20 protein-coding genes are annotated in these 24,001 nt (G+C 73.5%); 7 read left to right on the forward strand and 13 right to left on the reverse strand.

All coding sequences use genetic code 11. The features are described from left to right. Positions 1 to 32: 32 nt before the first annotated feature. Entirely contained in the window at positions 33 to 2,450 is a 2,418-nt protein-coding gene (locus AB0C27_RS12505; RefSeq protein WP_357841988.1) for a protein kinase, read from the forward strand. Positions 2,451 to 2,544: 94 nt separating this feature from the next. On the opposite strand, the gene AB0C27_RS12510 is transcribed toward AB0C27_RS12505, so the two are convergent. From AB0C27_RS12510 to AB0C27_RS12520, 3 genes are all read right to left on the reverse strand, one after another. Then, positions 2,545 to 3,534 (reverse strand): pirin family protein, encoded by a 990-nt coding sequence (locus tag AB0C27_RS12510; protein WP_357841991.1) that lies wholly within the window; start codon positions 3,532 to 3,534, stop codon positions 2,545 to 2,547. Between the two features lie 85 nt (positions 3,535 to 3,619). Beyond that, entirely contained in the window at positions 3,620 to 4,741 is a 1,122-nt protein-coding gene (locus AB0C27_RS12515; RefSeq protein WP_357841994.1) for an MBL fold metallo-hydrolase, read from the reverse strand. An 83-nt stretch (positions 4,742 to 4,824) separates the two neighbouring features. Next, positions 4,825 to 5,610: an oxidoreductase gene (locus AB0C27_RS12520; protein WP_357841997.1), complete on the reverse strand. Its 786-nt coding sequence runs from the start codon at positions 5,608 to 5,610 to the stop codon at positions 4,825 to 4,827. A gap of 113 nt (positions 5,611 to 5,723) precedes the next feature. Here AB0C27_RS12520 and AB0C27_RS12525 point away from each other — a divergent pair, with 113 nt between their 5' ends. Next, on the forward strand, positions 5,724 to 6,296 hold the full coding sequence (locus tag AB0C27_RS12525; RefSeq protein ID WP_357842000.1) for a helix-turn-helix domain-containing protein: 573 nt from the start codon (positions 5,724 to 5,726) through the stop codon (positions 6,294 to 6,296). Positions 6,297 to 6,425: 129 nt separating this feature from the next. Here AB0C27_RS12525 and AB0C27_RS12530 read toward each other — a convergent pair whose 3' ends face one another. Together AB0C27_RS12530 and AB0C27_RS12535 are read right to left on the reverse strand one after the other, a co-directional pair. Beyond that, a complete protein-coding gene (locus AB0C27_RS12530) occupies positions 6,426 to 7,142 on the reverse strand; it encodes a DUF3152 domain-containing protein (protein WP_357842003.1) in 717 nt (238 codons plus the stop codon). 102 nt (positions 7,143 to 7,244) lie between these two features. Further along, on the reverse strand, positions 7,245 to 8,735 hold the full coding sequence (locus AB0C27_RS12535; RefSeq protein WP_357842006.1) for an FAD-dependent oxidoreductase: 1,491 nt from the start codon (positions 8,733 to 8,735) through the stop codon (positions 7,245 to 7,247). A 324-nt stretch (positions 8,736 to 9,059) separates the two neighbouring features. On the opposite strand from AB0C27_RS12535, the gene AB0C27_RS12540 reads away from it, so the two are divergent. Further along, complete coding sequence (locus tag AB0C27_RS12540) at positions 9,060 to 9,938, forward strand: hypothetical protein (RefSeq protein WP_357842009.1); 879 nt, start codon at positions 9,060 to 9,062, stop codon at positions 9,936 to 9,938. Positions 9,939 to 10,114: 176 nt separating this feature from the next. Here the strand turns inward: AB0C27_RS12540 and AB0C27_RS12545 are convergent, their stop codons facing one another. The 6 genes from AB0C27_RS12545 to AB0C27_RS12570 form a co-directional block, all read right to left on the reverse strand. Continuing rightward, complete coding sequence (locus tag AB0C27_RS12545) at positions 10,115 to 11,029, reverse strand: zinc metalloprotease (RefSeq protein ID WP_357842012.1); 915 nt, start codon at positions 11,027 to 11,029, stop codon at positions 10,115 to 10,117. A gap of 208 nt (positions 11,030 to 11,237) precedes the next feature. Continuing rightward, positions 11,238 to 13,970, reverse strand: a complete 2,733-nt coding sequence (locus AB0C27_RS12550) for a sugar-binding protein (RefSeq protein WP_357842015.1) — start codon at positions 13,968 to 13,970, stop codon at positions 11,238 to 11,240. Between the two features lie 22 nt (positions 13,971 to 13,992). Next, positions 13,993 to 14,793, reverse strand: coding sequence for a carbohydrate ABC transporter permease (locus tag AB0C27_RS12555; protein WP_357842018.1), 801 nt, complete (start codon positions 14,791 to 14,793; stop codon positions 13,993 to 13,995). Beyond that, positions 14,790 to 15,668, reverse strand: a complete 879-nt coding sequence (locus AB0C27_RS12560; protein WP_357842021.1) for a sugar ABC transporter permease — start codon at positions 15,666 to 15,668, stop codon at positions 14,790 to 14,792. Before AB0C27_RS12560 ends, AB0C27_RS12555 begins: the two co-directional genes overlap by 4 nt. Before the next feature lie 14 nt (positions 15,669 to 15,682). After that, positions 15,683 to 17,065 carry an extracellular solute-binding protein gene (locus tag AB0C27_RS12565; protein WP_357842024.1) on the reverse strand — a complete coding sequence of 461 codons (1,383 nt, stop codon included), beginning with the start codon at positions 17,063 to 17,065 and terminating at the stop codon, positions 15,683 to 15,685. A gap of 3 nt (positions 17,066 to 17,068) precedes the next feature. After that, entirely contained in the window at positions 17,069 to 18,283 is a 1,215-nt protein-coding gene (locus tag AB0C27_RS12570; RefSeq protein ID WP_357842027.1) for a PfkB family carbohydrate kinase, read from the reverse strand. A gap of 131 nt (positions 18,284 to 18,414) precedes the next feature. Between AB0C27_RS12570 and AB0C27_RS12575 the strand changes: the two genes are divergently transcribed. Both AB0C27_RS12575 and AB0C27_RS12580 read left to right on the forward strand, forming a co-directional pair. After that, positions 18,415 to 19,173 carry a DeoR/GlpR family DNA-binding transcription regulator gene (locus AB0C27_RS12575; protein WP_357842030.1) on the forward strand — a complete coding sequence of 253 codons (759 nt, stop codon included), beginning with the start codon at positions 18,415 to 18,417 and terminating at the stop codon, positions 19,171 to 19,173. A 10-nt stretch (positions 19,174 to 19,183) separates the two neighbouring features. Further along, positions 19,184 to 20,524 (forward strand): 6-phospho-beta-glucosidase, encoded by a 1,341-nt coding sequence (locus tag AB0C27_RS12580; RefSeq protein WP_357842033.1) that lies wholly within the window; start codon positions 19,184 to 19,186, stop codon positions 20,522 to 20,524. Between the two features lie 94 nt (positions 20,525 to 20,618). Here the strand turns inward: AB0C27_RS12580 and AB0C27_RS12585 are convergent, their stop codons facing one another. Together AB0C27_RS12585 and AB0C27_RS12590 are read right to left on the reverse strand one after the other, a co-directional pair. After that, positions 20,619 to 21,047 carry a type II toxin-antitoxin system PemK/MazF family toxin gene (locus AB0C27_RS12585; RefSeq protein WP_357842036.1) on the reverse strand — a complete coding sequence of 143 codons (429 nt, stop codon included), beginning with the start codon at positions 21,045 to 21,047 and terminating at the stop codon, positions 20,619 to 20,621. A gap of 49 nt (positions 21,048 to 21,096) precedes the next feature. After that, positions 21,097 to 22,179 (reverse strand): epoxide hydrolase family protein, encoded by a 1,083-nt coding sequence (locus AB0C27_RS12590; RefSeq protein ID WP_357842039.1) that lies wholly within the window; start codon positions 22,177 to 22,179, stop codon positions 21,097 to 21,099. Between the two features lie 63 nt (positions 22,180 to 22,242). On the opposite strand from AB0C27_RS12590, the gene AB0C27_RS12595 reads away from it, so the two are divergent. Then, complete coding sequence (locus AB0C27_RS12595; protein WP_357842042.1) at positions 22,243 to 23,187, forward strand: WYL domain-containing protein; 945 nt, start codon at positions 22,243 to 22,245, stop codon at positions 23,185 to 23,187. A gap of 4 nt (positions 23,188 to 23,191) precedes the next feature. Beyond that, on the forward strand, positions 23,192 to 23,971 hold the full coding sequence (locus AB0C27_RS12600; RefSeq protein ID WP_357842045.1) for an acyl-CoA thioesterase domain-containing protein: 780 nt from the start codon (positions 23,192 to 23,194) through the stop codon (positions 23,969 to 23,971). Positions 23,972 to 24,001 lie beyond the last annotated feature (30 nt).

Consider the following 24,001-nt stretch of genomic DNA (forward strand, 5'->3'; position numbering starts at 1 on the left):
CCGGGCCGTGATCCGGCGCTCATAATGCGCTTATGCCGTCGATTACTGAGCTGAGAGCGGGAGATCCCACCAGTCTCGGAGGCTACGGGATCCGGGGACGTCTGGGAGAGGGCGGACAGGGCGTCGTCTACCTGGGCGTGAACGACCAGGGCGGCCGGGCCGCGATCAAGTGGCTGCGGCCCCACCTCGCCGGCGACGAGGTGGCCGCAGAACGCTTCGCCAGGGAGGCCGAGGCGGCCAGGCGGGTGGCGCCGTTCTGCACCGCGCAGGTGCTCGGCACCGGCGTGCACGAGCGCCGGCCGTTCATCGCCAGCGAGTACGTGGACGGCCCCTCCCTGGCCAGGGCGGTCGCCGAGACCGGGCCGCGCGCCGGGCCCGCCCTGCACCGGCTGGCAGTCGGCACGGCCACCGCGCTGGCGGCCATCCACCAGGCCGGCATCGTGCACCGCGACTTCGGCCCCGCCAACGTGATCCTGGGCGGCGAGGGGCCCCGCGTGATCGACTTCGGCATCGCCAGGGCGCTCGACGCGACCTCGACCATCACCTCCATGCCGGTGGGCACGCCCGCGTTCATGGCGCCCGAGCAGATCCTGGCCCAGCCCGCGGGGCCGGCGGCCGACCTGTTCGCGTGGGGCGGCACGATGGTGTTCGCGGCCGGGGGAGCGGGACCGTTCGAGGCCGAGACCGTGCCGGCGATCATCCAGCGCGTCCTGCACGCCGAACCCGACCTGTCGCGGCTCACCGGCACGCTGCGCGAACTCGTCGCGGCCTGCCTGGCCAAGGATCCCGGCCGGCGGCCGACGGCCGAGCAGGTCATCCTGCGCCTGCTGGAACAGCCGGTCACGGATCCGCGCCTGCTGGATCAGGCCACCACCGTCATCGGCCCCCTCACCCGGCCACCGACCCACCCATCCCAGCCGCCCTCCACCTTCGGGCCCTGTCCGGCCGCCCCTCCACCCGGCCCACCCCAGGCCGCCTCTCCTCCGGGCTCGTACCAGTCCGGCAGCTCACCTCAGGCCGCCTCTTCTCCAGGGCCGCACCAGCCTGGCGGCTCGCCTCAGAGCGCTCCTCCGCAAGGCCCGTACCAGCCCGCCGCCTCACCGCGTGGGACGCCTCCACCGGGCCCGCCGCGGTCCGAGGGCGCACCTGTGGGCGTCCGCCCGCCGCAGCCCGCAACTGCGCTTCCGCCGCCGACGGGGCGGCCTGCGGATTTACCGCCGCCCGGCCACCAGCCGCACGGGATGCACGTGCCTGCGACGCCCGCGCCGGGGACACCCTCGCCAGTGACGCCTTCGCCGGGGACGCCGGTGTTCGGGCCGCCCCGGCAAGGGATGAACCCGCCGCCTTGGACGCAGGCCAGAGCGCCGAAGGGCGGGCGGGGGTGGATGATCGGGGCGGGTGTGGCCGCGGTGGCGCTGCTGGCGGCCATCGCCGTCGTCGCCGTGACCGCCGTCAACCTCCGGATCGGCGGCCGGCCCGGCCCGTCCGCCCAGGCCGGTGCCACGACCACGGCGACCCCCTCCCGGGCCCCGTCGCCGGTCCCGACCACGAACCTGACCCCGGTCGAGCTCCCCGGCACCGCCGCCACCATCTACGAGAACCCCGCCGACCCGATCAGGCTCACCACTTACCTGGCCAGGGACGCCAAGTCCGGCGAATGGGTGTACCACGCCCGCGACTCCCTGGCCGGCCCGTTCACCGGCTACAAGAACACGTGGGAGAGCGTCCTGTCGCCCGACGGCCGCTACCTGGCCCAGCGCGGCAAGCGCTTCGTCGACGGCTACGACACGGTGGAGATCACCGACAAGGTGACGGCGCAGCGCTTCACGGTCAGGACGTCGCGCCAGCCGCTCAGCGCGTACGTGCAGGTGTGGTCGCGCGACAGCCGCCGCCTGCTCGTCAACGTCGGCAACCCGGCCAAGGACGCCTGGCAGTCGACCGGGTTCGCCATCGTCGACGTCACCACCCGTCAGGCCGGTGTCGCCTCGCTGCGGGAGGGCTCGCTCAAGGGCATCAGGTACGGCTTCGACGGCGACGACACCGGCGTGGTCGCCCTGTCGAACGTCGCCGAGCAGCAGGCCCTGCGCTTCTTCGACGCCTCGGGAGTGCGGGTGCGCCGGCTGCCGAACGTGGGCGCGGGCATCGCCGACGCGCTCTTCTCACCGTCCGGCGAACGGTTCGTCACCGACTGCCCCGGTCTGCGCAGCGGCAACAACTGCGTCTACGACGCGCGTACCGGAGCCGAGGTCAGGCGGGTCGAGTCGCCCTGCGCGGGCCTGGCCACCTGGTACGACGACGACCATCTGGTCTGCTGGGTACGCCCGGACGGCACCGCCGACCACCAGCAGCTCCAGGTGATCGACTTCACGGGGACGACGGTGCGCCTGATGGCCGACGTGCCCCGCGACGCCACCGACCTCGATGTCATGTACACCTTCACCCGCAACTGACCACCCGCAACTGACCACCCGCCGTGCCGGACCACCCGCAACTGACCACCCGCCGTGCCGGACCACCCGCCGTGCCGGACCACCCGCGAGCGGGTCAGCGGACCCGGCCGCGGGGCTTGAGGCGGGTGCCGGGCAGGACGGGCGCGGGGAGCGGCGCGCCGTCGAAGCCCTCGACGGTGCCGAACCCCTCGCCCGCCTCCCACTCCTTGCGGTACGCGGCGATCTCGTCGTGGGAGCGCCCCACGAAGTTCCACCACATGACCAGTTCCTCCCCGAACGGCTCACCGCCGATCAGCAGCACCCGCCCGCGCCCCGACAACCGCACCGCCGCCCGCCCCGGCGGCAGGTAAACCAGCGGCCCGTACTCCAGCGGCCCGTGCCCCGGCGATCCCTGCTCCGGCGATCCCTGCTCCGGAGAGCCGGGCCCGTCCGCCGCGTGCCCCAGCAGGGACGCCTCGCCGTCGAGCAGCAGCAGCCCGTGCTCGTACGCCGGATCCAGCGGCACCTCGCCCGTCCCGTCCACGGCCACCTCCGCCCCGACCAGCGGGCTGTAGGCGGTCGCGGGCGAGGTCACCCCGCCGAGCGACCCCATGACGACCGTCGCCGCGAAGCCGGGCCCGGACAGCACGGGCAGGTCCGGATGGTGCTCGAAGCCCGGCTCGGTGTGCCGGTGCGAGTCAGGCAGCGCCACCCAGAGCTGCACCCCGTGCAGCACCGTCTCCGGCGACTCCTCCGAGTGGGAGATGCCGCGCCCGGCGGTCATGAGGTTGAGCTGCCCGGGGCGGATCTCCTGGAGCGTGCCCAGGCTGTCGCGGTGCAGCACCTCGCCGGCGACCAGCCAGCTCACCGTCTGCAGGCCGGTGTGCGGATGCGGCGGCACGCGCATGGTGGCCCGCTGCGGCCCGTACGCGTCCACGAAGCACCACGCGCCGATCATGCGCCGGTGGACACCGGGCAGGGTCCTGCGCACGGTCATCGCGCGCGGCCCGCCCAGCGGCACCTCGCGTCCGGTCAGCACCTCGGCGCCCTCGCCCGTGCCGGTCGCGCAGCGGATCTCCCGCGGATCACTTTCCAGGTTGCTCACGCCACGACTTTACGTTCCCGCGGCCGTACGTCCGCACCGCCCGCGAGAGACCGCCCGCGAGAGCATGCCCGCGAGAGCACGCCCGTCAGGTGAGCAGCTCCCACCAGCCCTCGACCGCCGGGACGGCCGAGACGTCGACCGCCTCGCCCGGCCGGGGCACGGCGATGCGCACGTCGCGGGCCTTGGCCTCGCGCCACAGCCGGTCCACCGGCTCGCCCCACGGATGCAGGGCCAGCGTGAACGTGGCCCAGTGCACCGGCAGCAGTACGCCGCCGCCCAGGTCGAGATGGGCCTGGACGGCCTGCTCCGGGTCCATGTGGATGTCCGGCCAGGCCGGGCTGTACGCGCCGATCGGCATCAGCGTCAGGTCGAACGGCCCGTGCGCCGAGCCGATGCCCCGGTAACCCTCGAAGTAGCCGGAGTCGCCCGCGTAGAACACCCGCCTGGTCGCGCCGGCGACCACCCAGGAGCCCCAGAGGGTGTCGTTGCGGGTGAAGGAGCGGCCGGAGAAGTGGCGCGCCGCCGTGGCCACGAACCGCAGTCCCGCGACCTCGGTCTCCTCGTTCCAGTCCAGCTCGATGATCCGGAACGCCGGCACGCCCCACCGCTCCAGGTGCGCCCCGATGCCCAGCGGCACCAGGAACGGCGCCTTCTGCGTGCGGGTCAGCCTGAGCACCGTGGTCCGGTCGAGGTGGTCGTAGTGGTCGTGCGAGATCGCGATCGCGTCCACCTCGGGCAGCTCCTGCAGCTCCACCGGCACCGGGTGGTGCCGCTTGGGGCCGACGAGCTGCGAGGGGGAGGGCCGCCTGCTCCACACCGGGTCGAACAGCACCCGCCGGCCCTCGATCTCCACCAGCGTGGAGGCGTGGCCGTACCAGACCGCGCGCACCCCGTCGGCGGGCGGCGGGTCGGCGGGCGGGACGCGCAGCGGGATGGGCCCGGCCGGGTGGCGCTGGCTCCTGTCCTTGGCCAGCTCGCCGAGCAGCCCGACGGGCGGCGCCGTCATCAGGGCGGCGCCCTCGGGCATCGAGTTCACGAACGTGCCGTTCCTGAACTGCGGCGAGTGCCGCATCCTGGCCGCCCGCTCAGGTCCCGACGCCAGCGGCCGCACGCCCAGCTCGGCGGGCAGATCGCGCAGCGCCCACCCGGCCGCGGCGAGGACCGCGCCGCCCGCGAGGATCCGCCGTGCCGTCCGCATCCCTGCCATAGCCCACTCTCCCCTGCAAGCTTCGTCGTCCCGCTCAGGGCGGGACTCCCCGGTGTTCCTTTTCTACGATATATCGCGATAGGTCAGGCGGTTTTCACCGCACCGCCGTCGATGAGGAAGTCGGCTCCCGTGACGCTCGCGGCGTGCGGCGACGCCAGCCAGGTCACGAGCGCGGCGACCTCTTCCGGCTCGACGAACCTACCGGTCGTGATTCCGGTGCTCGACGGCAGCCCTGCCAGGAACGACTCCAGGTCCACGCCGTGGGCGGCGGCCAGCACGGCGCCGTACCCGTCGGGCCCCTCCCACAGCGAGGTGCGGGTGGCGCCCGGCGAGACCGTGGTGACCCGCACTCCCTGCGGGCCGAACTCCTCGGCCAGCGCCTTGCCCAGCGAGGTCAGCGCAGCCTTGGCGGTCGCGTAGTGGACCGGCCCGCCGCTCGGCACGTGCGCGCTGGTGGAGGAGATGTTGATCACGGTGCCGCGCCGCCTGATCAGGCTCGGGACGGCGGCGCGGGTGGCGCGTACGGCGCTGAGGAAGTTCAGGTCGTAGAACTGCCGCCACTGGTCGTCGCTCAGGCTCAGGAACCCGAACGGCTCCCCGTCCGCGTCGCCGCCGCCCACGTTGTTGACCAGCAGGTCGATCTCGCCCAGCTCGGACAGCGCCCGGTCGATCACCTCGCCGGGGCCGTCGGCGGTGGACAGGTCGGCCGTGACCAGCGCGGCGCCGGTCTCCTTCAGTTCGGGGGTGATCGTCCGGGCGGCGGCGAGGACCCGCATGCCCTCGCCGGTCAGCGCCTTGACGATGGCCAGGCCGATGCCCCTGCTCGCGCCGGTGACGACGGCGGTCTTGCCGGTGAGTCCCATGTCCATGGGGTGTGTGTCCTTTCGCTAGTTGCGTCAGTTGCGATGCGTCGAACATACGACTTGCAACGATAATGATGCAAGTCGGTGAGTATTCGGGACGGTGGCGTATCCTTCAAGGCATGAGTGGGACGACCCGGGCGCTGCGGTCCGACGCCGAGCGGACGGTGCGCACGATCCTGGAGGCGGCCGAACGCGTGCTCAGCAGAAACCCGGCGGCCAGCATGGAGCAGATCGCCGAGGCCGCCGGAGTGGCGCGCACGACCGTGCACCGGCGCTTCGCCTCCAGGGAGGCGCTGGTGGAGGCCATGGCGAGATGGGCCACCCAGCAGTTCGCCGAGGCCGTCGACGCCGCCTGCCCCGAGAACGCGCCGCCGCTCGTCGCGCTCTACCAGGTCACGGCCAACGTGCTCCGCGTCAAGATCGACTGGGGTTTCACGATGCGGGTCATGGACGCCGACCCCGAGGCGGGCAAGGTGTACGCGGACATCGCGGAGCGCTGCGAACGGCTGCTGATCAGGGCCAGGGACGCCGGCGTGCTGCGGGCCGACGCCGATCTCGACTGGTCCAGGCGGGTCTTCTACGCGCTGCTCCACGAGGCCGCCGCGTGCCGCGACGGTGACCCCGACGCGCTGGCCACCCAGGTGGTGGACACCCTGCTCAGAGGCGTCGGCACCAGCCGCGGCCTGTCCTGAGACGACGGCCGGCGCGGGTGCCGGCACGCGTCCGGGATCAGCGGCGTCCGGCCGGCGTGCGGTGGGGGCGCCGGTGCGCGTCCGGCCGCGACGGCCTCCGCCTGCGCTCGTCCGGGTGGCGGCGCGGGGTCAGCGGTCGTCCAGGTGGCGGTGGGGGTGGGGCCACGGGTTCGGGCGGCAGCGGCCCAGTGACTTCGACTGCTGCGTCATGACCGGGGCCAGGCGGCCGGGCCCGGGGCAGCGGCGATGGTGGTGGCCCAGGCCGTGGCCGACCTCGTGGCTGATCAGGTAGCGGCGGTAGGCGGTCAGGTCGCCGTCGTACTGCGGGACTCCCTCGGCCCAGCGCAGGGCGTTGATGACCGAGCGGCGGCCGTTCCAGCAGGACAGCTCGCCTCCCGTGCGCAGCGGCAGGCACTGCCGGATCGTCATGCGGGGGCTGGACAGGGCGACGCGAACGCGTACCGGGCCCGAGCCGACCCGCTTGAAGCGGGCCCAGCCGCGTACGTCGTTGAGCGTGCGATGCACTTCGGCGGCGAAGCCGGCGGGGTCGAACGGGAGCCCCCGCTCGACCTCGACCAGATACCGCACCACCGCCCCGCGACCCGGCCTGGCGGGCGCGCCGCCGCGCACGACCGCGTAACGGCCGGAGGCGGAGCGCGGCACCCGCACCCGCTCGGGCGCCGGCGGTTCAGGGGTGGCACCGGCCGGTGGGGTGGACGGCGGCGCGCCTGATGGCGCGGGAGTTCCGGATGCGGCCCCCGGTAGTTCAGGCACGGACGGTTCCGGGGTGCAGGCGGTGGCCGCCACGAGCAGCAGCAGGAGTAGCGAAAATGTGCGCGGCGGCACGGCAGCCTCCCCACGGAGTCACGGTGGGGAGGAATCCGATCCTACGTGGCTGCTTGTCGCGCTTGATGGCCAGGGGTGCCGGTCGTCCCTGGTTGGTTGGATTTAGCGGGTATTGGGGGCGTAGGGCGTGATGTCGATCGGCGGGGTCTCGCCCAGCGCGAGCGCCGCGGCGATCTGGCCGGTGAACGGGCCCGCCGTCAGCCCGTACGCGCTCAGCCCCGTCGCCACCACCACCCGCCCGGTCAGCGGGCCGATGAGCGCCGGGCCCGGGGCGTACACCGGACGCAGGCCGACCCTCGTCTCCGTGACCGTCGCGTTGAACAGCCCCGGCGCCACCCGCAGGCCCGCCCTGATCACCTCGTCCAGGCCGCCCATCGTGACGCGCGGCGCGAAACCCACGTCCTCGACGGTCGCGCCGATCACGACACGGGACTCGGGGAAACCCAGCAGGTAGGGGCCCATCCTGGGCAGGATGATCGGCCACCACGCGGTGTCCACGCCTTCCAGGGTCGCGTGCAGGATCTGGCCGCGCCGGGGAAAGACCGGCAGCTCGACCCCCAAGGGCCTGCACACCTCACCGGCCCACGCGCCCGCGGCGACGATCACCGCGTCGGCATCCAGCAGCACCGCCTCCCCGGCGGTAGCCGCGGTCGTGCCAGGCGCGCCAGTGGCGGACGTGGCCGTGCCAGGCGGAGCAGTAGCGGACGCGGTCGTGCCGGGCGCGGCAGTGGCGGGCGCTGACGGCGCGGCCTGCCGCCACGACGCGCCCTGCCCGCCGCCCTGCCCGCCGCCGTCCTGCGCGCCGTCCTGTCCGCGGCCCTGCTCTCGGCCCGCGCCGGGCTCCCGGCCCGTGTCAGGTCCGCCGCCCTGGTTCCGGTCCGTGTCCGGCCCGTCGAGGTGGTCCTGGCCCGCGTTCCGCCCGCCGGTCCGGTCCTGGGGCGTGGCTGGGTGCGCGGTGTCGCCGTCGCCGGCCGCGCCCGGGATTTCGCCGGGGCCGGCCGTGGCCTCCGGTGCCAGGTCCTGTGTGCCCGGCCGGCTGTCGTTCTCGGGGCAGTGGAGGAGGACCTGGCCGTCCGGGGTGAGGGTGGCGATGCCCGTGCGTACCTCGGCTCCCATGGAGACGGCGGCGCGGAGCAGGGCGTCGCGGACCGCGCGGCCGTCCACCCGCGCCGCGCCCGGCACGAGGATCGCGCTCAGGGTGTCCGACAGCGGCGGGAACAGCTCGGACGGGGTGGACACATCGGTGATCTCGCCCATTTCCGGCGCGCCAGGACGACGGCGGCGCAACAGCGAGCGCACCGGCTCCAGGTCGACCGGATCCTCGGCCACCAGCAACGCGCCCACCTTGGCGTAGCCGATGTCCTCGCCCAGTTCCTCCACCAGCCCGGGGTAGCGGCGGGCCCCCTCGCGGGTCAGCCGGTACCAGTCGTCGTCCTCCGGATGGTCCACCCACGGGCACACGATGCCCGCGCCCGCCTGCGTCGCATCGCCCTGGTACCCGCCGTCCACCACGGTCACCGCCGCGCCCCGGCGGCTCAGATGGTAGGCCGCGCCGGCCCCGACGATGCCGCTCCCGATCACCACAACACGCATGGTCACAATGATCGCAGCCGAGGTGACCTGGGCCGATGACCGGATCCGTCCCTTGCCATGCGGATACCCCGCCACGGCCTTCTCCGTGCCTGAACGCCCGTCGCCGCGCCCGTCGCCGCGCCCTCGCCGCGCCGTTGCCGCGCCGTCGCCGCACAGTCGGTGGGGTCGCTGGGAGGCCCGCGCGAGGTCTGCGTGAGGTACGCGCGAGGCCGCCGCGAGGTCCGCCCGTGCTCGGGCCGAGGTCCGCGCGTGCTCTGTGCGAGGTCCCCGCGTGCTCTGCGCGAGGTCTGTCCGGCTTCGTTCTCGCGGGTCTAAGGTCAGGCCATGAGCGTCGAGGTCACCCGGATCGACCTGCCGTGTCCCGTTCGCGCGGCCGCGTCCGACGGGACGACCGTCTGGTGCGCGGTGACCGGTGGCGTGCGCGCCTACACCGCCGCCGGCTCCCCGCTCGGCGAGGGCGGTACGGGGCCCGAGCTGCGGTCGCTGGCCGCCGTGCCAGGAACGGTGACCGGCCCCGCCGGCGTCCCCGGGATGCTGGCGGAGACCGTGATCATGCCCAGGTCGTTCGCGGGGGCGTCGCCGTCGGGACCGCTGTCGGAGGGGACGCTGGCGGGCACGTCCGGCGACCGCCTCCACTGGCTCGGCCCCTCGGGCGCGCCGGACAAAGGCCTTCCTTTCGACGGCCGGGTGGTGGCGGGCGGCGGGGAGATCTGGGCCGTCGGCGCCGACCTGGCCAGGCGGCTGACCGGCCCCGGCCGGCTCGGCGAGCCCGTGGAGCTGCCCGCCCTCGACGCGTGCGCGGCCGAGGGGGAGCGGCTGTGGTGGACGTCCAGGCGCGACACGATCCTGCGCGGCGGGCCGAAGGAGGTCGATCTCGGACGGCACCGGCGCGGCGCGATGGTGGTGTGCGCGGGCTCCTTGTGGATCAGCGTCACCGGCGGGCTGTTACGCGTCTCCGCCTGGTCGGGGGAACAGGGCCGGCTCGTGGCGGCGCCGGAGGGGCCGGTGCCGTTCCTCGTCTGCGCCAACGGGGTCCTCACCGGCGGCGCCCGCGACCTGTTCACGCTCGCCCCGGCGGCCGGCGCGCCCCTGCGCGTGATCAGCCTGGGCCTGGACGTCCCGCTCGCGCTGGTGATCGCGGCGGGCAGACACGTCTGGGCCTTCCCCGCCGGCCGCCCGCAGGCGCTGATCATCGTGGCATGAGCCCGCCCGGTTTCCGGCCGTACACCGACGCCGTGTATGGAGAACCACCGCCTCCGCCGTCGCGACGGACGGCGCCTTCCCCGTGAACGCCGATCACGCCCAGCGCGCCGTCACGATGTCGCGGACGGCGGAGGGGTGGCAGTCCTCTGGTTCGCCGGCGTCCGAGCCGCGGAGGGTCAGGCGCGGGCGCCGGTCCTGGTCCGCGCGGGGAGGAACGACGACCGCGGCCCGGCAAGCGCCGCGTCCATCCGCTCCGCCTGGCCCTTCGTGAACATGAACATGGCAGCGTCCTCGACGTAGTCCATGTAGTTCATGAACATGTCGCCGTGGGGCCCGTTGCCGCAGCTCACCTGCGGGAACGTGGGCGTGCCGCGGTTGAGGCCGGCCTGGTTGGGGGTGTCGTCGACGAAGTCGGTGCCCGAGCAGCCGTCGCCGTCGTCGCCCCAGATGTGGCGCAGGTTGAACCAGTGGCCGATCTCGTGGGTGGCGGTGCGGCCCCCGTCGTACGGCGACTCCGCCGTCCCCGTGGTGCCGAACGCGCTGTGCAGGATCACGATCCCGTCGGCGTCGGCGGGACCTCCGGGGAAGGCGGCGTAGCCGAGGGCGCCCCTGAGCCGGCACACCCAGATGTTGAGGTAGCGGTCGGCGGGCCAGGCGCTGGAGCCGCCCTGGTCGTCGAACTTGACCGTGTCGTCGGGGTCGAACTCCGCCACGTCGGTCCGGCGGCGGACGATCCCGTTGGTCGGCCCGCCGTCCGGGGCGGTGCCGGCCAGCTTGAACTCCAGCCTGGCGTCGGCGGCGAGCTCCCGCCACACCTCGGGCACCTTGCCGGCGTCGGGGTTGGCCCGGCGGAAGTCCTGGTTGAGCACTTTGAGCTGGCTGTCGATCTGCTCCTGGCCGATGTCCTGCTCGGGCGTGTGATGGACGACGTGCACGACCACGGGAATGGTGACCACCTCCTCACGGGCGGCGGCCCGGGCGTTCTTCCTGGCGAAGGTGTCGTTTTCGATGGCGGCCAGGGCGATGGCGTAGCGGGGTGAGGAGGCGAGGAGTCGATGGTGGACGGCCATGGTGGCGCAACGGTCGGTCACGGGGGCTCCCTGGGGGCGGGGGACAGAAGTTCGCTACCCTTACGCCTACCCGGAGTGTAGTCGTTCAATCACTTAAAGTGACCATTGATGGAGGTCGGGGCGGTGATCGTGGTGCCTGCCGAGGGCCGCACCACGATCACCGCCGCACGATCAGCGCACGGAGAAACGCGACGTCGCGCTCACCGCACGGAGAAACGCGACGTCGCGCTCACCGCACGGAGACCTGGGACGCCGCCGTTCCGCCGCCGGACGCCTCCCAGCCGGCCACCACCGTCGCCTCCGCGCCCAGCGCCCGGTCCAGGGACACGGTCACGGTCGTGGTCCCCTTGCGCGTGACGGTCACGACGCGGCTGCCCGCCGTGCCCTGCCCGTCGCGGGCGAACAGGTGCGCCTTGCCGCCGGCGGCGGCCCGCAGCGTCACCTTCACCCCGCCTGTCGTGCCCCTGGCCGAGACGACCTCCGCGCCGCGCGACGGCTTGGCCGCGGGCCCGCCGGCCAGCGGCAGGTGCACGCGGACCGCCTGCTCCAGCGACTGCGGCGAGTCGAGGCTGGACAGCGCCGTGTCCGGGATCTCCGGGTCCGGCGGGGTCGTCGGCCGGTCGGCGGGCGGCTCGTAGCCGGGAAGGGAGGCCACGCCCCACCGGTACGGGTCGCCCTGCACCCCGCCCCACGTCGACCAGCCGATCCTGGTCTGGCCGGTCCTGTCCTGGGTGTCGGAGTCGTACACGAGGACGTTCAGCCCGAGATGGGCGGGATCGACGGCGCCGGGCAGGACCTCCATCGGGATGGACATCTCCACCGTGTACTCGCCTGCCGCCACCTTGGACGCCACCCGCATCCCGGGCGCCGTCTGCTCGCCGGGCCCCTGGCGGTTGTCGGCGTCGCGCAGGAAGCACGGCGGGCCCTCGGCCGTGACCGGCAGCACCGCGGTCTTGAACGTGGTCGAGGTGTTCTCGGACGTGCCGCGCGGGTCGAGGGTGACCTCCACCGCGTCGGTGCGCCAGTGCCGCTTGCAGTCGGCCGCCGCCAGCCGGGTGCCGAGCACGTCGTCCTTGACGTGCACCACCAGGTAGAGCGTGTCGTCGTGCCAGCCGATCTTCGCCGAGCCCGAGCAGTCGGCGGCAGACGAGCAGGCCGTGCCCTCCCAGAGGCGGGAGATGTTCAGCGCGGCGCCCGCGTACTCGCCGTCGCCCTCCACGCCGTCCACGGCGGGGGCCGACGCGGCGCGCGGCACGGTGGCCGCCGGGACGAGTTCGAGCGCGGGGCGGCTGGTGGCGGTGCCGTCCTCGCTCGTGGTCGTGATCGTGTAGGCGTAGTCGCCGCCCTCGTTGGAGGTCTTCAGCGAGGGGTCGGAGTTGGTGACGGTGAACGGCACGGTGGCCGACTCACCAGCGGCCAGCCCGCTGTACGGGGCCTCGGCGCGGTCGGCGGTGAAGCCGGCGGGCAGGTCCAGGCGCACGGTGCCGGACCTGGTGGCGCCGCTGACGTTCGTGACCACGACGCCGACCTCGCGGCTGCCGCCGGACGGCAGCGTGAGCACGGGCGTGACCAGGCCGTCGAGCTGCGGCACGCCGACCTCGCCCGTCCACTTCCTGTGCTGGGCGACCTGGGGGAGCGGCTGCTGCTCGCCGCGTACGGACGGGCTGACCTCGACCTGCCGGTCGGTGTAGCCGCCGCCCCGCTCGGTGGTGAGCGTGGCCGCGACGCGGGCCCGGCCCGCCTCCGCCTGCGCAGGCGGCGTCACCGTGAACGTGGCCGAACCGCCGCGCCCGGCGCCGAGCCGGCCGAGGGAGCCGGAGCCGGTCACCTTCCATCCGGCGGGGACGCGCAGCGCCACCGACGAACGGCCCAGCGGCTCACGAGGTGGTGCGTCCGCACTCACCTCGACCGTGAACGGCGCGCCAGGCCGTACGGCGAACGCGCTGGTCCGCAGGCCGAACCGGGTGCCGAGCGGCGCCGTCCCCGCCGGCCTGGTCAGCGCGCCGTCGAGGACGGCCGTCGGCGAGGCGGCGGCCGGCGTGCCCGGAGCGGGGAACGGCACCCGCGCGTCCACCTGGGTGAAGAAGTCACAGCCGAGCTGCGCGGGATCCGTGGGCACGTCGGGGAAGCCGGCCCAGCCCTGGGAGGCGTACACCCGCTGGGCGTCGCGCTCCACGGCCGCCCACGTTCTGCCCCGCTCGGCCGAGGCGCGCCCGCTCCAGACTCCGAACACGTTCTGCGCCGGATACGCAGGCCGGAACGTCGCGGCGCAGTCCTGGCCGACGGCGGAGGTGCCGCGCGCCCCGCCGGTGAGCAGGCGGGCGGGCGCGAAGGGACGCAGCCCCTCGTCACGGATCTGCCCGGGGAACGCCTTGGGGTCGGCCGCGGCGTAGAACGCCTCGATCGCCAGCCGCGCGGCCTCCTGGTGGTTGCCGTGATTGCCCGGCGTGGGGGCCGGGTCCATGGTCAGCATGATCTCGGGACGGGTCTGTCGGACGAGCCGTACCACCTTCTCCAGCGTGTCGCCGCCCCACACCTGGTCGGTGAGCGGCGCGCTGACCGTGTAGTAGAAGTCGACGTCGTCGAGGTTGAAGACTTCGCCCACGCCCGCGTTCGCCACGGCCGTGCGCTCCTCGGACTCGCGCAGCAGGCCGAGCGCCGGCCCCTCCTCGGGGCCGACCGCGTTCCCGCCGCCCTCGCCCCTGGTGACGGTGACGACGCCGGCGCGGACGCCGTGATCCTCCTTCCACTGGCCGAGCGTGGACAGGCTGAACGCCTCGTCGTCGGGGTGGGCGCCGACGAACAACGCGTCGAGATCGACCGGCTCCTGTTTCGATGAAGGATTCGGCGAAGGGACGGCGAGGGCGGGGGTGGCGGGCAGGACGGCGAAGGCGGCGATGGCGGCGACGGCGGCGAGCAGCGCCAGGCGGCCCGCCGTCCGAGGTGGACCCGCGGCTCTCATGGACAATCGGACCTCCGGGAAGTTAGTCGCGGACCGCCCCTTGGAGCAGCCCCCGGACGAAGTGACGCTGGAGGAAGAGGTAGAAGACGACGACGGGCGTCGCGACGATGACCGATCCGGCCGCCAGCAGCGTGAACCCGGAGGTGTACTGGCCCTGGAAGAAGGCCAGCCCCAGCGGCGCCGTACGCAGCGACTCGCTCGTGACCATGATGAGCGGGATGAGGAACTCGTTCCACGTCCACATGAACACCAGCACGATCAGCGTGACGACGGCGGGCCGGGCCGGCGGCAGCAGCACCTGCCACAGGATGCGCCAGCTCGACGCCCCGTCGATGCGGGCCGCCTCGACGATCGCCCGGTTCGAGGCACGGAAGTAGGCCCGCATCCAGAACGTCCCGAACGCCACCGACAGCGCGACCTGCGGCATCGAGATCGACCAGAACGTGTCGATCAGCCCGAGCGAGCGCAGGTCGAAGTAGAGCGGCACCGCCACGGCCTCACTCGGCATCATGATCCCGAGCATGAACAGGTAGAACAGCACCGACTGGCCGCGAAAGCGCATCGTCCCGAACGCGTAGCCGCTCATGACCGACAGCACCACGCTCACCACCACGACGAACACCGACACGAGCAGGCTCGTACGCAGGTAGGAGCCGAACCGGCCGATCTCCCAGGCCGCCGCGAAGTTCGCCAGCCCGGCCGTGCCGCCGCTGTCGGCGGGGCCGAGCGCGGCGGCCAGGATCACCACGATGGGATAGAGCGCGAACGCGGCGAACACCGACAGGATGACGTAGTTGGCCATCCGCTCCCCGCGCGAGATCACGAGACCCTCCTGTCGGCGAAGCGGTTGATCGCGAACGAGATCACGAAGATGACCACGGTCAGGGTGACGCCGATGGCCGCCGCCGAGCCGACCTGGCCCAGGCCGAAGGCCCGGTGGTAGACCTCGTACGACGGCACCGAGGTTGACTCGCCGGGCCCGCCGCGCGTGGTGATGTACACCAGGTCGAAGGTGCGCAGCGCGGCGATCACGGTCAGCGTCAGCGCCACCGCGATCTCCCCGCGCACCGACGGCAGCGTGACCGCGAAGAACTCGCGCAGCGGCCCGGCGCCGTCCAGCCGCGCCGCCTCGTACAGCTCCAGGGGGATGCGGCTCATCCCGGCCAGCAGCAGCACCGTCACCAGCCCGCTCTCGAACCAGGTGCCGACCACGCCGACGGCGGGCAGCGCGAACGTGTAGTCGCCCAGCCAGCCGCGCGTCAGCGAGTCCAGCCCGAGCGCGCCGAGCAGCGCGTTGAGCGAGCCGTCGGGCGCGTACACCCGCCGCCAGGCCACCGCCACCACGACCATGGCGATCACCTGCGGCAGGAACACGACCGTGCGGAAGAAGCCCAGCCCGCGCACCTTGGCGTGGTTGAGTATCGCGGCCAGCGCCAGCCCGATGACCAGCGGGACCCCCGCGTAGAACACCATGAGCACCAGCGCGTGCACGAAGGACGCCCGCAGCCCTTCGTCGGCGACGATCGCGATGTAGTTGTCCAGCCCGGCCCAGGTGCCGAGGGACAGGCCGTCCCAGTCGTACAGGGAGATCTGCACGGCCCGCCCGATCGGGTACAGCAGGAAGGCCGCGTAGACCACGAAGGCGGGCAGCAGGTACAGGTAGGCGACGCGGCGGGGCTCCCCGGGCGGCCCCGCCATGATCCGGGCCATGCTCAGCCGTTGCTCTCGGCGAACGTCTTGTAGTCCTTCTCCAGCGTGTCGAGGAACTCCTGCGGCGTCGCCTTCTCGGCCAGCAGGTCCTGCAGCGCCGCGCCCAGCGTGTCGGCGAACGTCGGGGTGGCGTAGTCGAGGTAGGGCACCAGCCCGTTCTTCTCGGTGGCCGTGCCGAACGCGGTGAACACGTCCTGCTGCGGCCCCTCCTTGACCGTCTGCGCGCCGGTGTCGGCGACGGGCAGGTTGCCGGTCTCGGTGAGCACCTTCATCGCGTCGGCGTTGGTGATGAAGTCGATGTACGCCGCCGCCGCGTCGGCGTGCGGGCTCTTGGCGGTGATCGCGAACGGCAGCCCCGTGCCCCCGGTCGCCACCGGCGCGGCGTCGGCCGTGGCGCCGGGCGGCAGCATGAAGCCCAGGTCGTCGCCCAGGGTCTTCTCCAGGTCGGCCAGCAGCCACGTGCCCGCGATCAGGAAGACGCCCTGCCCCTTGCCGAACGCCTGCCAGGACGCGTCATAACCCTGCCCGTTGAAGCCCTTGGCGAAATAGCCGTCCTTCACCCAGCGCACGAGCTCCTCGGCGGCCTTGGTGTTCTCCGGCGTGTTCCACGAGGCGCCCTTGCGGCCGAACGCGAGCGTGCCGATCTGCTCCGCGGGGACGCTGCGGCCCTGCACCGTGCCGAACACGTGCACGGCCGGCCACTTGTCCAGGTTGCCGAACTGCAGCGGCACCTCGCCGCCCGCCTTCGCCTTGGCCAGCGCGGCCTCGAACTCGGCCCACGTCTTCGGCGGCTCCAGGCCGAGCTTGGTCAGCTTGCTCTTGTTGTAGAACAGGCCGACGACCTCGCCGACCTGCGGCAGGCCGTACAGGTTGCCCTCGCCGAACAGCTTGCCGTCGGCGCTGTAGCGCGAGTAGCGCAGCACCGAGTCGGGGTAGCGGCTCTTCCATCCGTACGCCTCGGCGTAGGCGTCCAGCGGCAGCAGCTGCCCGGCCTTGACGAACGCGCCCATGGACGAGCGGCCGTTGTTGGCCTCCACCACGTCGGGCGGCTCGTTGCCGCTCAGCGCCAGCCGCAGCGTGGTGTTGAGGTCGTCGAACGAGCGGGAGGTGCGCTTGAGCTTGATGTTGGGGTATTTGGCCTGGAAGGCGGTGTTGAGCTTCTCCATCTGGGCCGCCTGGCCGCCGCGCACCTCCTGGTCCCACACGTTCAGCGTGACCTCGCCGAGGGAGGCGGGGTCGGTGCGCACCGCCGACGCGCTCGCCTGCGGGGTGGCGGCGGGGGGCGGCGCGGAGGAGCCGGGGGCGCAGCCGGCCAGGGCGAGCGCGCCGGCGGCCAGCAGGACGAGCGTCCTGGATCCGCGCGGCTGTCGCTTCGGGGCGATCATGGGTTACTCCTTCTGCGCAGGTACGCGAGGCGTGTCCGGGTCCTCGCCCTCGGGCGGGGACAGCGGCTCGTCGGGCCGCTTCCCGGAAGCGGGGGATGTCATGCCCACGTCGGCGTACCGGGCGATGGTGGCGACCGCGCGGCGTACCGCTCCGACCGGGACCGTGGGCACCAGCCGGTCGAGGAAGGCGTAGCGGCGGGCCAGCGAGCTGCCGTAGGCGCCGCTGTGATCGGCCGCCTCGCGCACCTCGTGCCACCAGTCGGCGATGTCGCCCCAGCCGGGCGCGGCCAGCGAGCCGCCGAACTGCTGCACCGCGAGGGCCGCGCACACCTGCGCGAAGGCCAGCCGGTCGTTCAGCGGCCAGTGGCACAGCGTGCCGAGCACGAAGCCGGCCCCGAAGACGTCGCCCGCGCCCGTCGGGTCGAGCGCCGTCACCCGCGGCGCGGGCACGAACGACTCCTCGCCCGTCGTCGAGTCGATCGCCATCGCGCCGTTGGCGCCGTCGGTCACCACGGCCAGCGGCACCTTGTCGGCGATGGCGTAGAGCGCGTCGCGCGGCGTCTCGGTGCCGGTGTAGGCCATGGCCTCGGTCGCGTTCGGCATGAAGGCGTGACAGACGCCGAGCTGGTCCAGCAGCGAGCGCGGCCACGCGCCCGACGGGTCCCAGCCCACGTCCGCGAAGATGAGCGCGCCGTCGCGGTGGGCCAGCTCAGCCCAGTTGCACGCGGCGTCGGGGTCGCCCAGGGGTTCCTCGGGCGACAGCGTCACGATCACGGCCCTGGACGGCGGCGGCTTGCCGATCATCTCGTTGGCCGGCATGGGGGCAGGATGGCCGTGCGTGACCATGCTGCGGTCGCGGTGGACGGCCATCGAGACCGTCACCGGCGAGTGCCAGTGCTCGAAGCGCTGCGACCGGGACAGATCGACCGATTCCTGCTGCTCCAGCGTGCGCCAGCAGAAGTCGCCGTAGTCGTCGTCGCCGAACGCGGCCGCCAGCGACGTGCGCAGCCCGAGCCGGCTGGTCGCGATGGCCAGGTTGGCGATGCCGCCGGGGCAGGAGCCCATGCCCTCGGCCCAGATCTCCGTGCCGGCCGCGGGCATCGCGGGCAGGCCGGTGAAGATGATGTCGAGGAAGACGGTTCCGGCCAGGAAGACGTCGAACTGCGGGCCCTCGGGGGTCCGTTCGCCGGCGAGAGGGTCGTACGCCTGGACAGACACGGGATCAGGTCCTCCTCGACACGCGGGATGTGCGCAATCTTGCACGTTTGCTCGCACACTTCAAGTGTTTCGGGCGACCGATTGGCGCAAGATGCTTACTTATGCGCGAATTTGACTGATACACTCCCGGCGTGCTCCAGCGCCTCAGGCATGCCGAGATCATGCGCCGCGTCCGCAGCTCCGGCGCCTCCAGCGTGCGCGATCTGGCGAGCCAGCTCGGGGTGAGCCCGTCCACCATCCGCAGGGACCTCGAGGTCCTCGACCGCGACGGCACCCTGCGCCGTGTCCGCGGCGGCGCCCTGGCCGGCGTCGACGCCGACACCGACCGGCCCTTCGCCGAGGTCGCCGCCACCGACGAACAGGACAAGGAGGCCGTGGCCGCCCGCGCCGCCGAGCTCGTCGGCGACGGCGACGTGGTCCTGCTCGACATCGGCACCACCACCATGTGCCTGGCCAGGCGGCTGCGCGGGCGCCGCGTCACCGTGGTGACCTCCAGCCTCGCCGTCCTCGACGTGCTGCGCTCCGACCCCGAGGTCGAGCTGCTGCTGCTCGGCGGCATGATCCGGCGGCCCTACCACTCGCTGGTCGGGGTGCTGACCGAGGCCGCGCTGAGCCAGGTGGTCGCCGACCGCGTCTTCCTCGGCGCCAGCGGCGTGCGCCCCGACGGGCAGCTCGTCGACACCACGCTCGCCGAGGTGCCGCTCAAACGCGCCATGATCGCCGCGGCCGGGCAGGTCGTGCTGCTCGTGGACCGCCACAAGTTCCCCGGCACCGGCGCGCTGCGCGTGTGCGGGCCCGAGGACGTGGACATGATCGTCACGAACGCGGGCGCCGACGAGAGCACGCTGCGCGCCTGCGCGGCCGCGGGCGCCGAAGTGCTGCTCACATGAAGGGTTGAGGATGAGACTGGCCGTTCTCGGCGGCGGGGGCTTCAGGGTCCCGCTGGTGTACGGCGCGCTCCTGCGCGACACCGCCAAACCGCGCGTGGAGGAGGTGGTGCTGTACGACGTCTCCGAGGAGCGGCTGGAGGCCGTCTCCCACGTGCTGAGCGGCATGGCCGCCGGGCACGACGACCCGCCCCGCGTCCGCGTGACCACCGACCTCGACACCGCGCTGCGCGACGCCACGTTCGTCTTCTCCGCCATCCGGGTCGGCGGCCTGGCGGGCCGCACCGCCGACGAGCGGGTCGCCCTCGACCTCGGCCTGGTCGGACAGGAGACGACCGGACCAGGCGGCATCTCCTACGGCCTGCGCACCGTGCCGGTCGCCGTGCGCGTGGCCGAACGGGTGGCCGCGCTCGCGCCCCGCGCCTGGGTGATCAACTTCACCAACCCCGCCGGCATCGTCACCGAGGCCATGCGCCGCGTGCTCGGCGACCGGGTGATCGGCATCTGCGACTCGCCGGTCGGGCTGATCCGGCGCGCCGCCGCCGCGCTTGGGCTCGATCCCGCCCGCGTGTCGCCCGACTACGTGGGGCTCAACCACCTCGGCTGGCTGCGCGGGCTGCACCACGAGGGCCGCGACGTGCTGCCCGGCCTGCTCGCCGACGACGACGCGCTGCGCCGGGTGGAGGAGGCCCGCCTGTTCGGCACCGAATGGGTGCGGGTGCTGGAGGCGCTGCCGAACGAGTACCTGTACTACTACTACCTGACCAGGGAGGCCGTGGCCGCGAGCGCCGGGCGCACCCGGGGTGAGGAACTGCTGGGCCAGCAGGAGCGCTTCTACGCCGCCGTACGCGCCCGGCCGGGCGACGCTCCCGCCGCGTGGGCGCGGGCGCGCAGGGAACGGGACGAGTCGTACATGGCCGACGCGCGCGGCGTCACCGACGCCGGCGAACGCGACGCCGCCGACCTGGAGGCGGGCGGCTACGAGGGCATCGCGCTCGCCCTCATGGCCGCCATCGCCCGCGGCGAGCCCGCCACCATGATCCTCAACGTGCGCAACGGCTCCGCCGTGCCGGGCCTGCCCGAGGACGGGGTCGTCGAGGTGCCGTGCGCGGTCGACGGCTCAGGCGTCCGCGCCCTGGCCACCCGGCCGCTGCCCGGCCGTTTCCTGGGGCTGGCGCAGCAGGTCAAGGCGGTCGAGCAGACGGTCATCGAGGCCGCGCTGACCGGCTCGGCCCGCCTGGCGACGGCGGCGTTCGCCATGCACCCGCTGGTGGACTCGACGACCACGGCGGAGCGCCTGCTGGACGGCTACCGCGCCCGCATCCCGGAACTGGCGGCTGTCTTCCCGCGCTGACCACCAGGGCCGGCCACCGGGACCGGGTCGCGCGGCCGTCTTCCCGGACCGACCGGCGGGGCCGCCCGTCGGCCGGCCGCGCGGGGTGGAGGGGCTAGCGGGCGCCCCAGCCGTGGGTCTTCATCAGGCGGGCCGCCACCCTGGCGAAACGCTCGCCGTCCAGGACCGCGCCCTCGCGCCTGATGTCGTCCTCGTCGAGCACGAAGACCCGGTCCAGCCGTACGTAGGAGATCCGGCCGTCGCGGCCCCACTCGCCCAGCTCCAGCCAGTCGTCACCGTCGTCGCCCTTGCTGGACAGCATCATGCCCAGCAGCCGGCGGCCCGAACGGCCTACGATCAGCAGCGGCCGGTCCTTGCCCCTGGCCGGGTCCTCCTCGTACGGCACCCACGCCCAGACGATCTCCCCAGGGTCGGCCATGCCGTCGAGGTCGGGGGAGTAGGCCAGCGTGGCGGGCCCGTGCAGGGAATGGATCTCGCGTACCGCGCCCCGGGCCGGCCGGGGGTCCTCACCTAGATCACGCATTGCAGGAGCTTACGGCGCGAGCCCGGCGGAAATCCACCCGGCCCCCGCGTCACGGCCGCAGTCCGAGGAAGAACTCCCTGACGTCCTCGATGTACAGGTCGGGGGCCTGGAGGGCGGCGTAGTGACCGCCACGCGGGTACTCCGACCAGCGCACCACGTGGTGCACACGTTCGGCGTAGCGCCGCACGGTCGTGTCGCCGGGGAAGAGCGCGAAGGCGGTGGGCGTCGGATCGGGCGCCGCCGGGGGCGCCCAGTCGGGGGCGCTCTCCCGGTACAGCCGGCCGGCCGAGCCCGCCGTGCCGGTGAACCAGTAGAGCGAGATGCCGGTGAGCATGTCGTCGGGGTCGAGCCCGCCGGCGTCCCGGCCCCAGGAGGCGAACGCGTCCAGGTTCCAGGCGAGCTGCCCGGCGGGGGAGTCGGCCAGGCCGTAGGCGAGGGTCTGCGGCCTGGTGCCCTGGATGACGGCGTACCCGTTGACCTCCTTCCACCGCTCGACGCCGGCGGCGCGCTCCCGCTCCTCCTCCGTCAGGCCCGACAGGTCGTCGTCGGGGAACGCGGTCACGGACGCGTTCAGATGCACCCCGGTCACCCGGCCAGGGGCGGCCCTGGACACGGCGGCCGAGATCAGCGAGCCGAAGTCGCCGCCTTGCACGCCGAAGCGGCCGTACCCGAGCCGGTCCATCAGCGTGATCCAGGCGGCGGTGATCCGCCGCACGCCCCAGCCCGGCTCGCGGGTGGGCCCCGAGCAGGCGAAGCCGGGGATGGACGGGACGATCACGTGGAAGTCGCGGGAGAGCGGCCCGGCCACGCGGGAGAAGTCGGCGAACGAGCTGGGCCAGCCGTGCGTCAGCAGCAGCGGCAGCGCGTCCTCGCGGGCGGAGCGCAGGTGCGCGAAGTGCACGAGCTGACCGTCGATCACGGTCGTGTACTGCGGCAGCTCGTTCAGCCGCGCCTCGTGCTCCCGCCAGTTGTAGCCGTTCTGCCAGTACGCGGCCAGCTCCCGCACCGCCTCCGGCGGCACCCCGTACGACCAGCCCGTCCCGTCGAGGGCGTCCGGCCAGCGGGTCCTGGCCAGCCGGTCGCGGAGATCGTCGATCCGGTCCTGGGAAATGTCGATGACGAACGATTGCATGCACGGCACGTTAGGAGGCACTGCGGTCAGATTCAGGCCGCGATGGCGGGCAGAATGGCCGGTGTGCTGGACACCTCGGCCAGGCTGCTGCGCCTGCTCTCCCTGTTGCAGACCCGGCGCGACTGGGCCGGCGCCGACCTGGCGCGGCGGCTCGGCGTCGCCCCCAGGACGCTGCGCCGCGACGTCGGGCGGCTGCGCGAGCTCGGCTACCCGGTGCACTCCACGCCGGGTGCCGCGGGCGGCTATCGGCTGGGCGCGGGCGCGGAGCTGCCGCCGCTGCTGCTCGACGACGAGGAGGCCGTGGCGGTGGCACTCGGGCTGCGTACGGCCGCGAACGGCACCGTGACCGGCATCGAGGAGACCTCGCTGCGGGCGCTGGCCAAGCTGGAGCAGGTCCTGCCCGCCCGCCTGCGCACGCGGGTCGGCACGCTGCAGGCCCACACCGTGCGGATCAACCGGGCCGGCCCCACCGTGGACGCCGACGTGCTCACCCACGTCACCGCAGCCTGCCGCGACCGTGAGCAGTTGCGCTTCGACTACACCACCTACGACGGCGAGACGGCGCAGCGGCGGGCCGAGCCGCACAGCCTCGTCAGCGCGGGCCACCGCTGGTATCTCGTCGCCTGGGACGTCGACCGCCGTGACTGGCGCACCTTCCGGGCCGACCGGATCCGGCTGAGCACCCCCAACGGTCCCCGCTTCACCCCGCGCGAGCCGCCCGCGCGCGACGTCGCCGCCTGGCTGCACGACTGGCTGGCCCACGGGATGTGGCCGATCGAAGGGCGGTTCCTGCTGCACGCGCCGGCCGAGCGGATGGCCGGCCGCACCCAGGGCGTCATCGAGGCCGCGGGGCCGGACCGCTGCGTGCTCACGCTGCGCGGCGACGACCTGCACCTGATGGCCGTCGTCGTGGCCTTCCTGGACGTCGACTTCGAGGTGATCGAGCCGGTCGAGCTGAAAGATCGCCTCCAGGCGCTCGGCCGGCGCCTGCTCTCCTCTAGAATCTGATTCTGTGCCGACGTCAGCGTTCTTCACCAAGAAACGGGACGAACTCGTCCCCGCGCCGCACGCCCGCGGCCCCTGGTCCCCCGACATGCTGCACGGACGCCTGCTCGGCGGGCTGGCGGCCCGAGCCCTGGAGGAGCGCCACGCGGGCCCCGGCCTGCACTTCGCCCGGCTGACCGTCGACCTGTTCCGCAACAGCCCGATGCTGCCCGTCACCGTCGAGACGGCCGTGGTCAGGGACGGGCGCAGGATCCGCGTGGCCGACGCCGTGATCTCCACCGACCAGGGCGTGATCGGGCGGGCCAGTGCGGTGCTGCTGCGCCGGGGTGAGCAGCCCGAGGGCGAGCGTTCGATCGTGACGCCCGCCTGGGACGAGCCGCCGCCCTCGCAGCCGCCGGCTGAGGCCGAGGGCGAGTTCTGGAAGCCGCCGTTCGACCTGTGGCGGCTGACCGAGTGGGGCGCCCCCGGGCCTGGACGGGTGTGGTTGCGGGAGCGGTACCCGCTGGTGGACGACGAGCCGCTGAGCCCGTTCGTCCGGGCCGCGCTGGCCGCCGACTTCGCCAGCCCGCTCAGCAACGTCCAGGCCGACGGGCTGCGCTTCATCAACGCCGACTACACCATGACCCTGGCCCGGCTCCCCGAGGGCGAGCTCATCGGGGTGGAGAGCACGGGACACGTGAGCACCGGCGGTGTCGCGGCCGGCCAGGTGACCATGCACGACACCGCCGGGCCGCTCGGCTTCTGCGTGGTGACCGCCGTCGCCAACTCCGTGGCGATGAACGGATAGCCGGACGGGCGCGTGGGCCCCTCCGGCCGC

Origin of the sequence: Nonomuraea sp. NPDC048882 (assembly GCF_040649755.1) — a bacterium.
GTDB lineage: Bacteria > Actinomycetota > Actinomycetes > Streptosporangiales > Streptosporangiaceae > Nonomuraea > Nonomuraea maheshkhaliensis.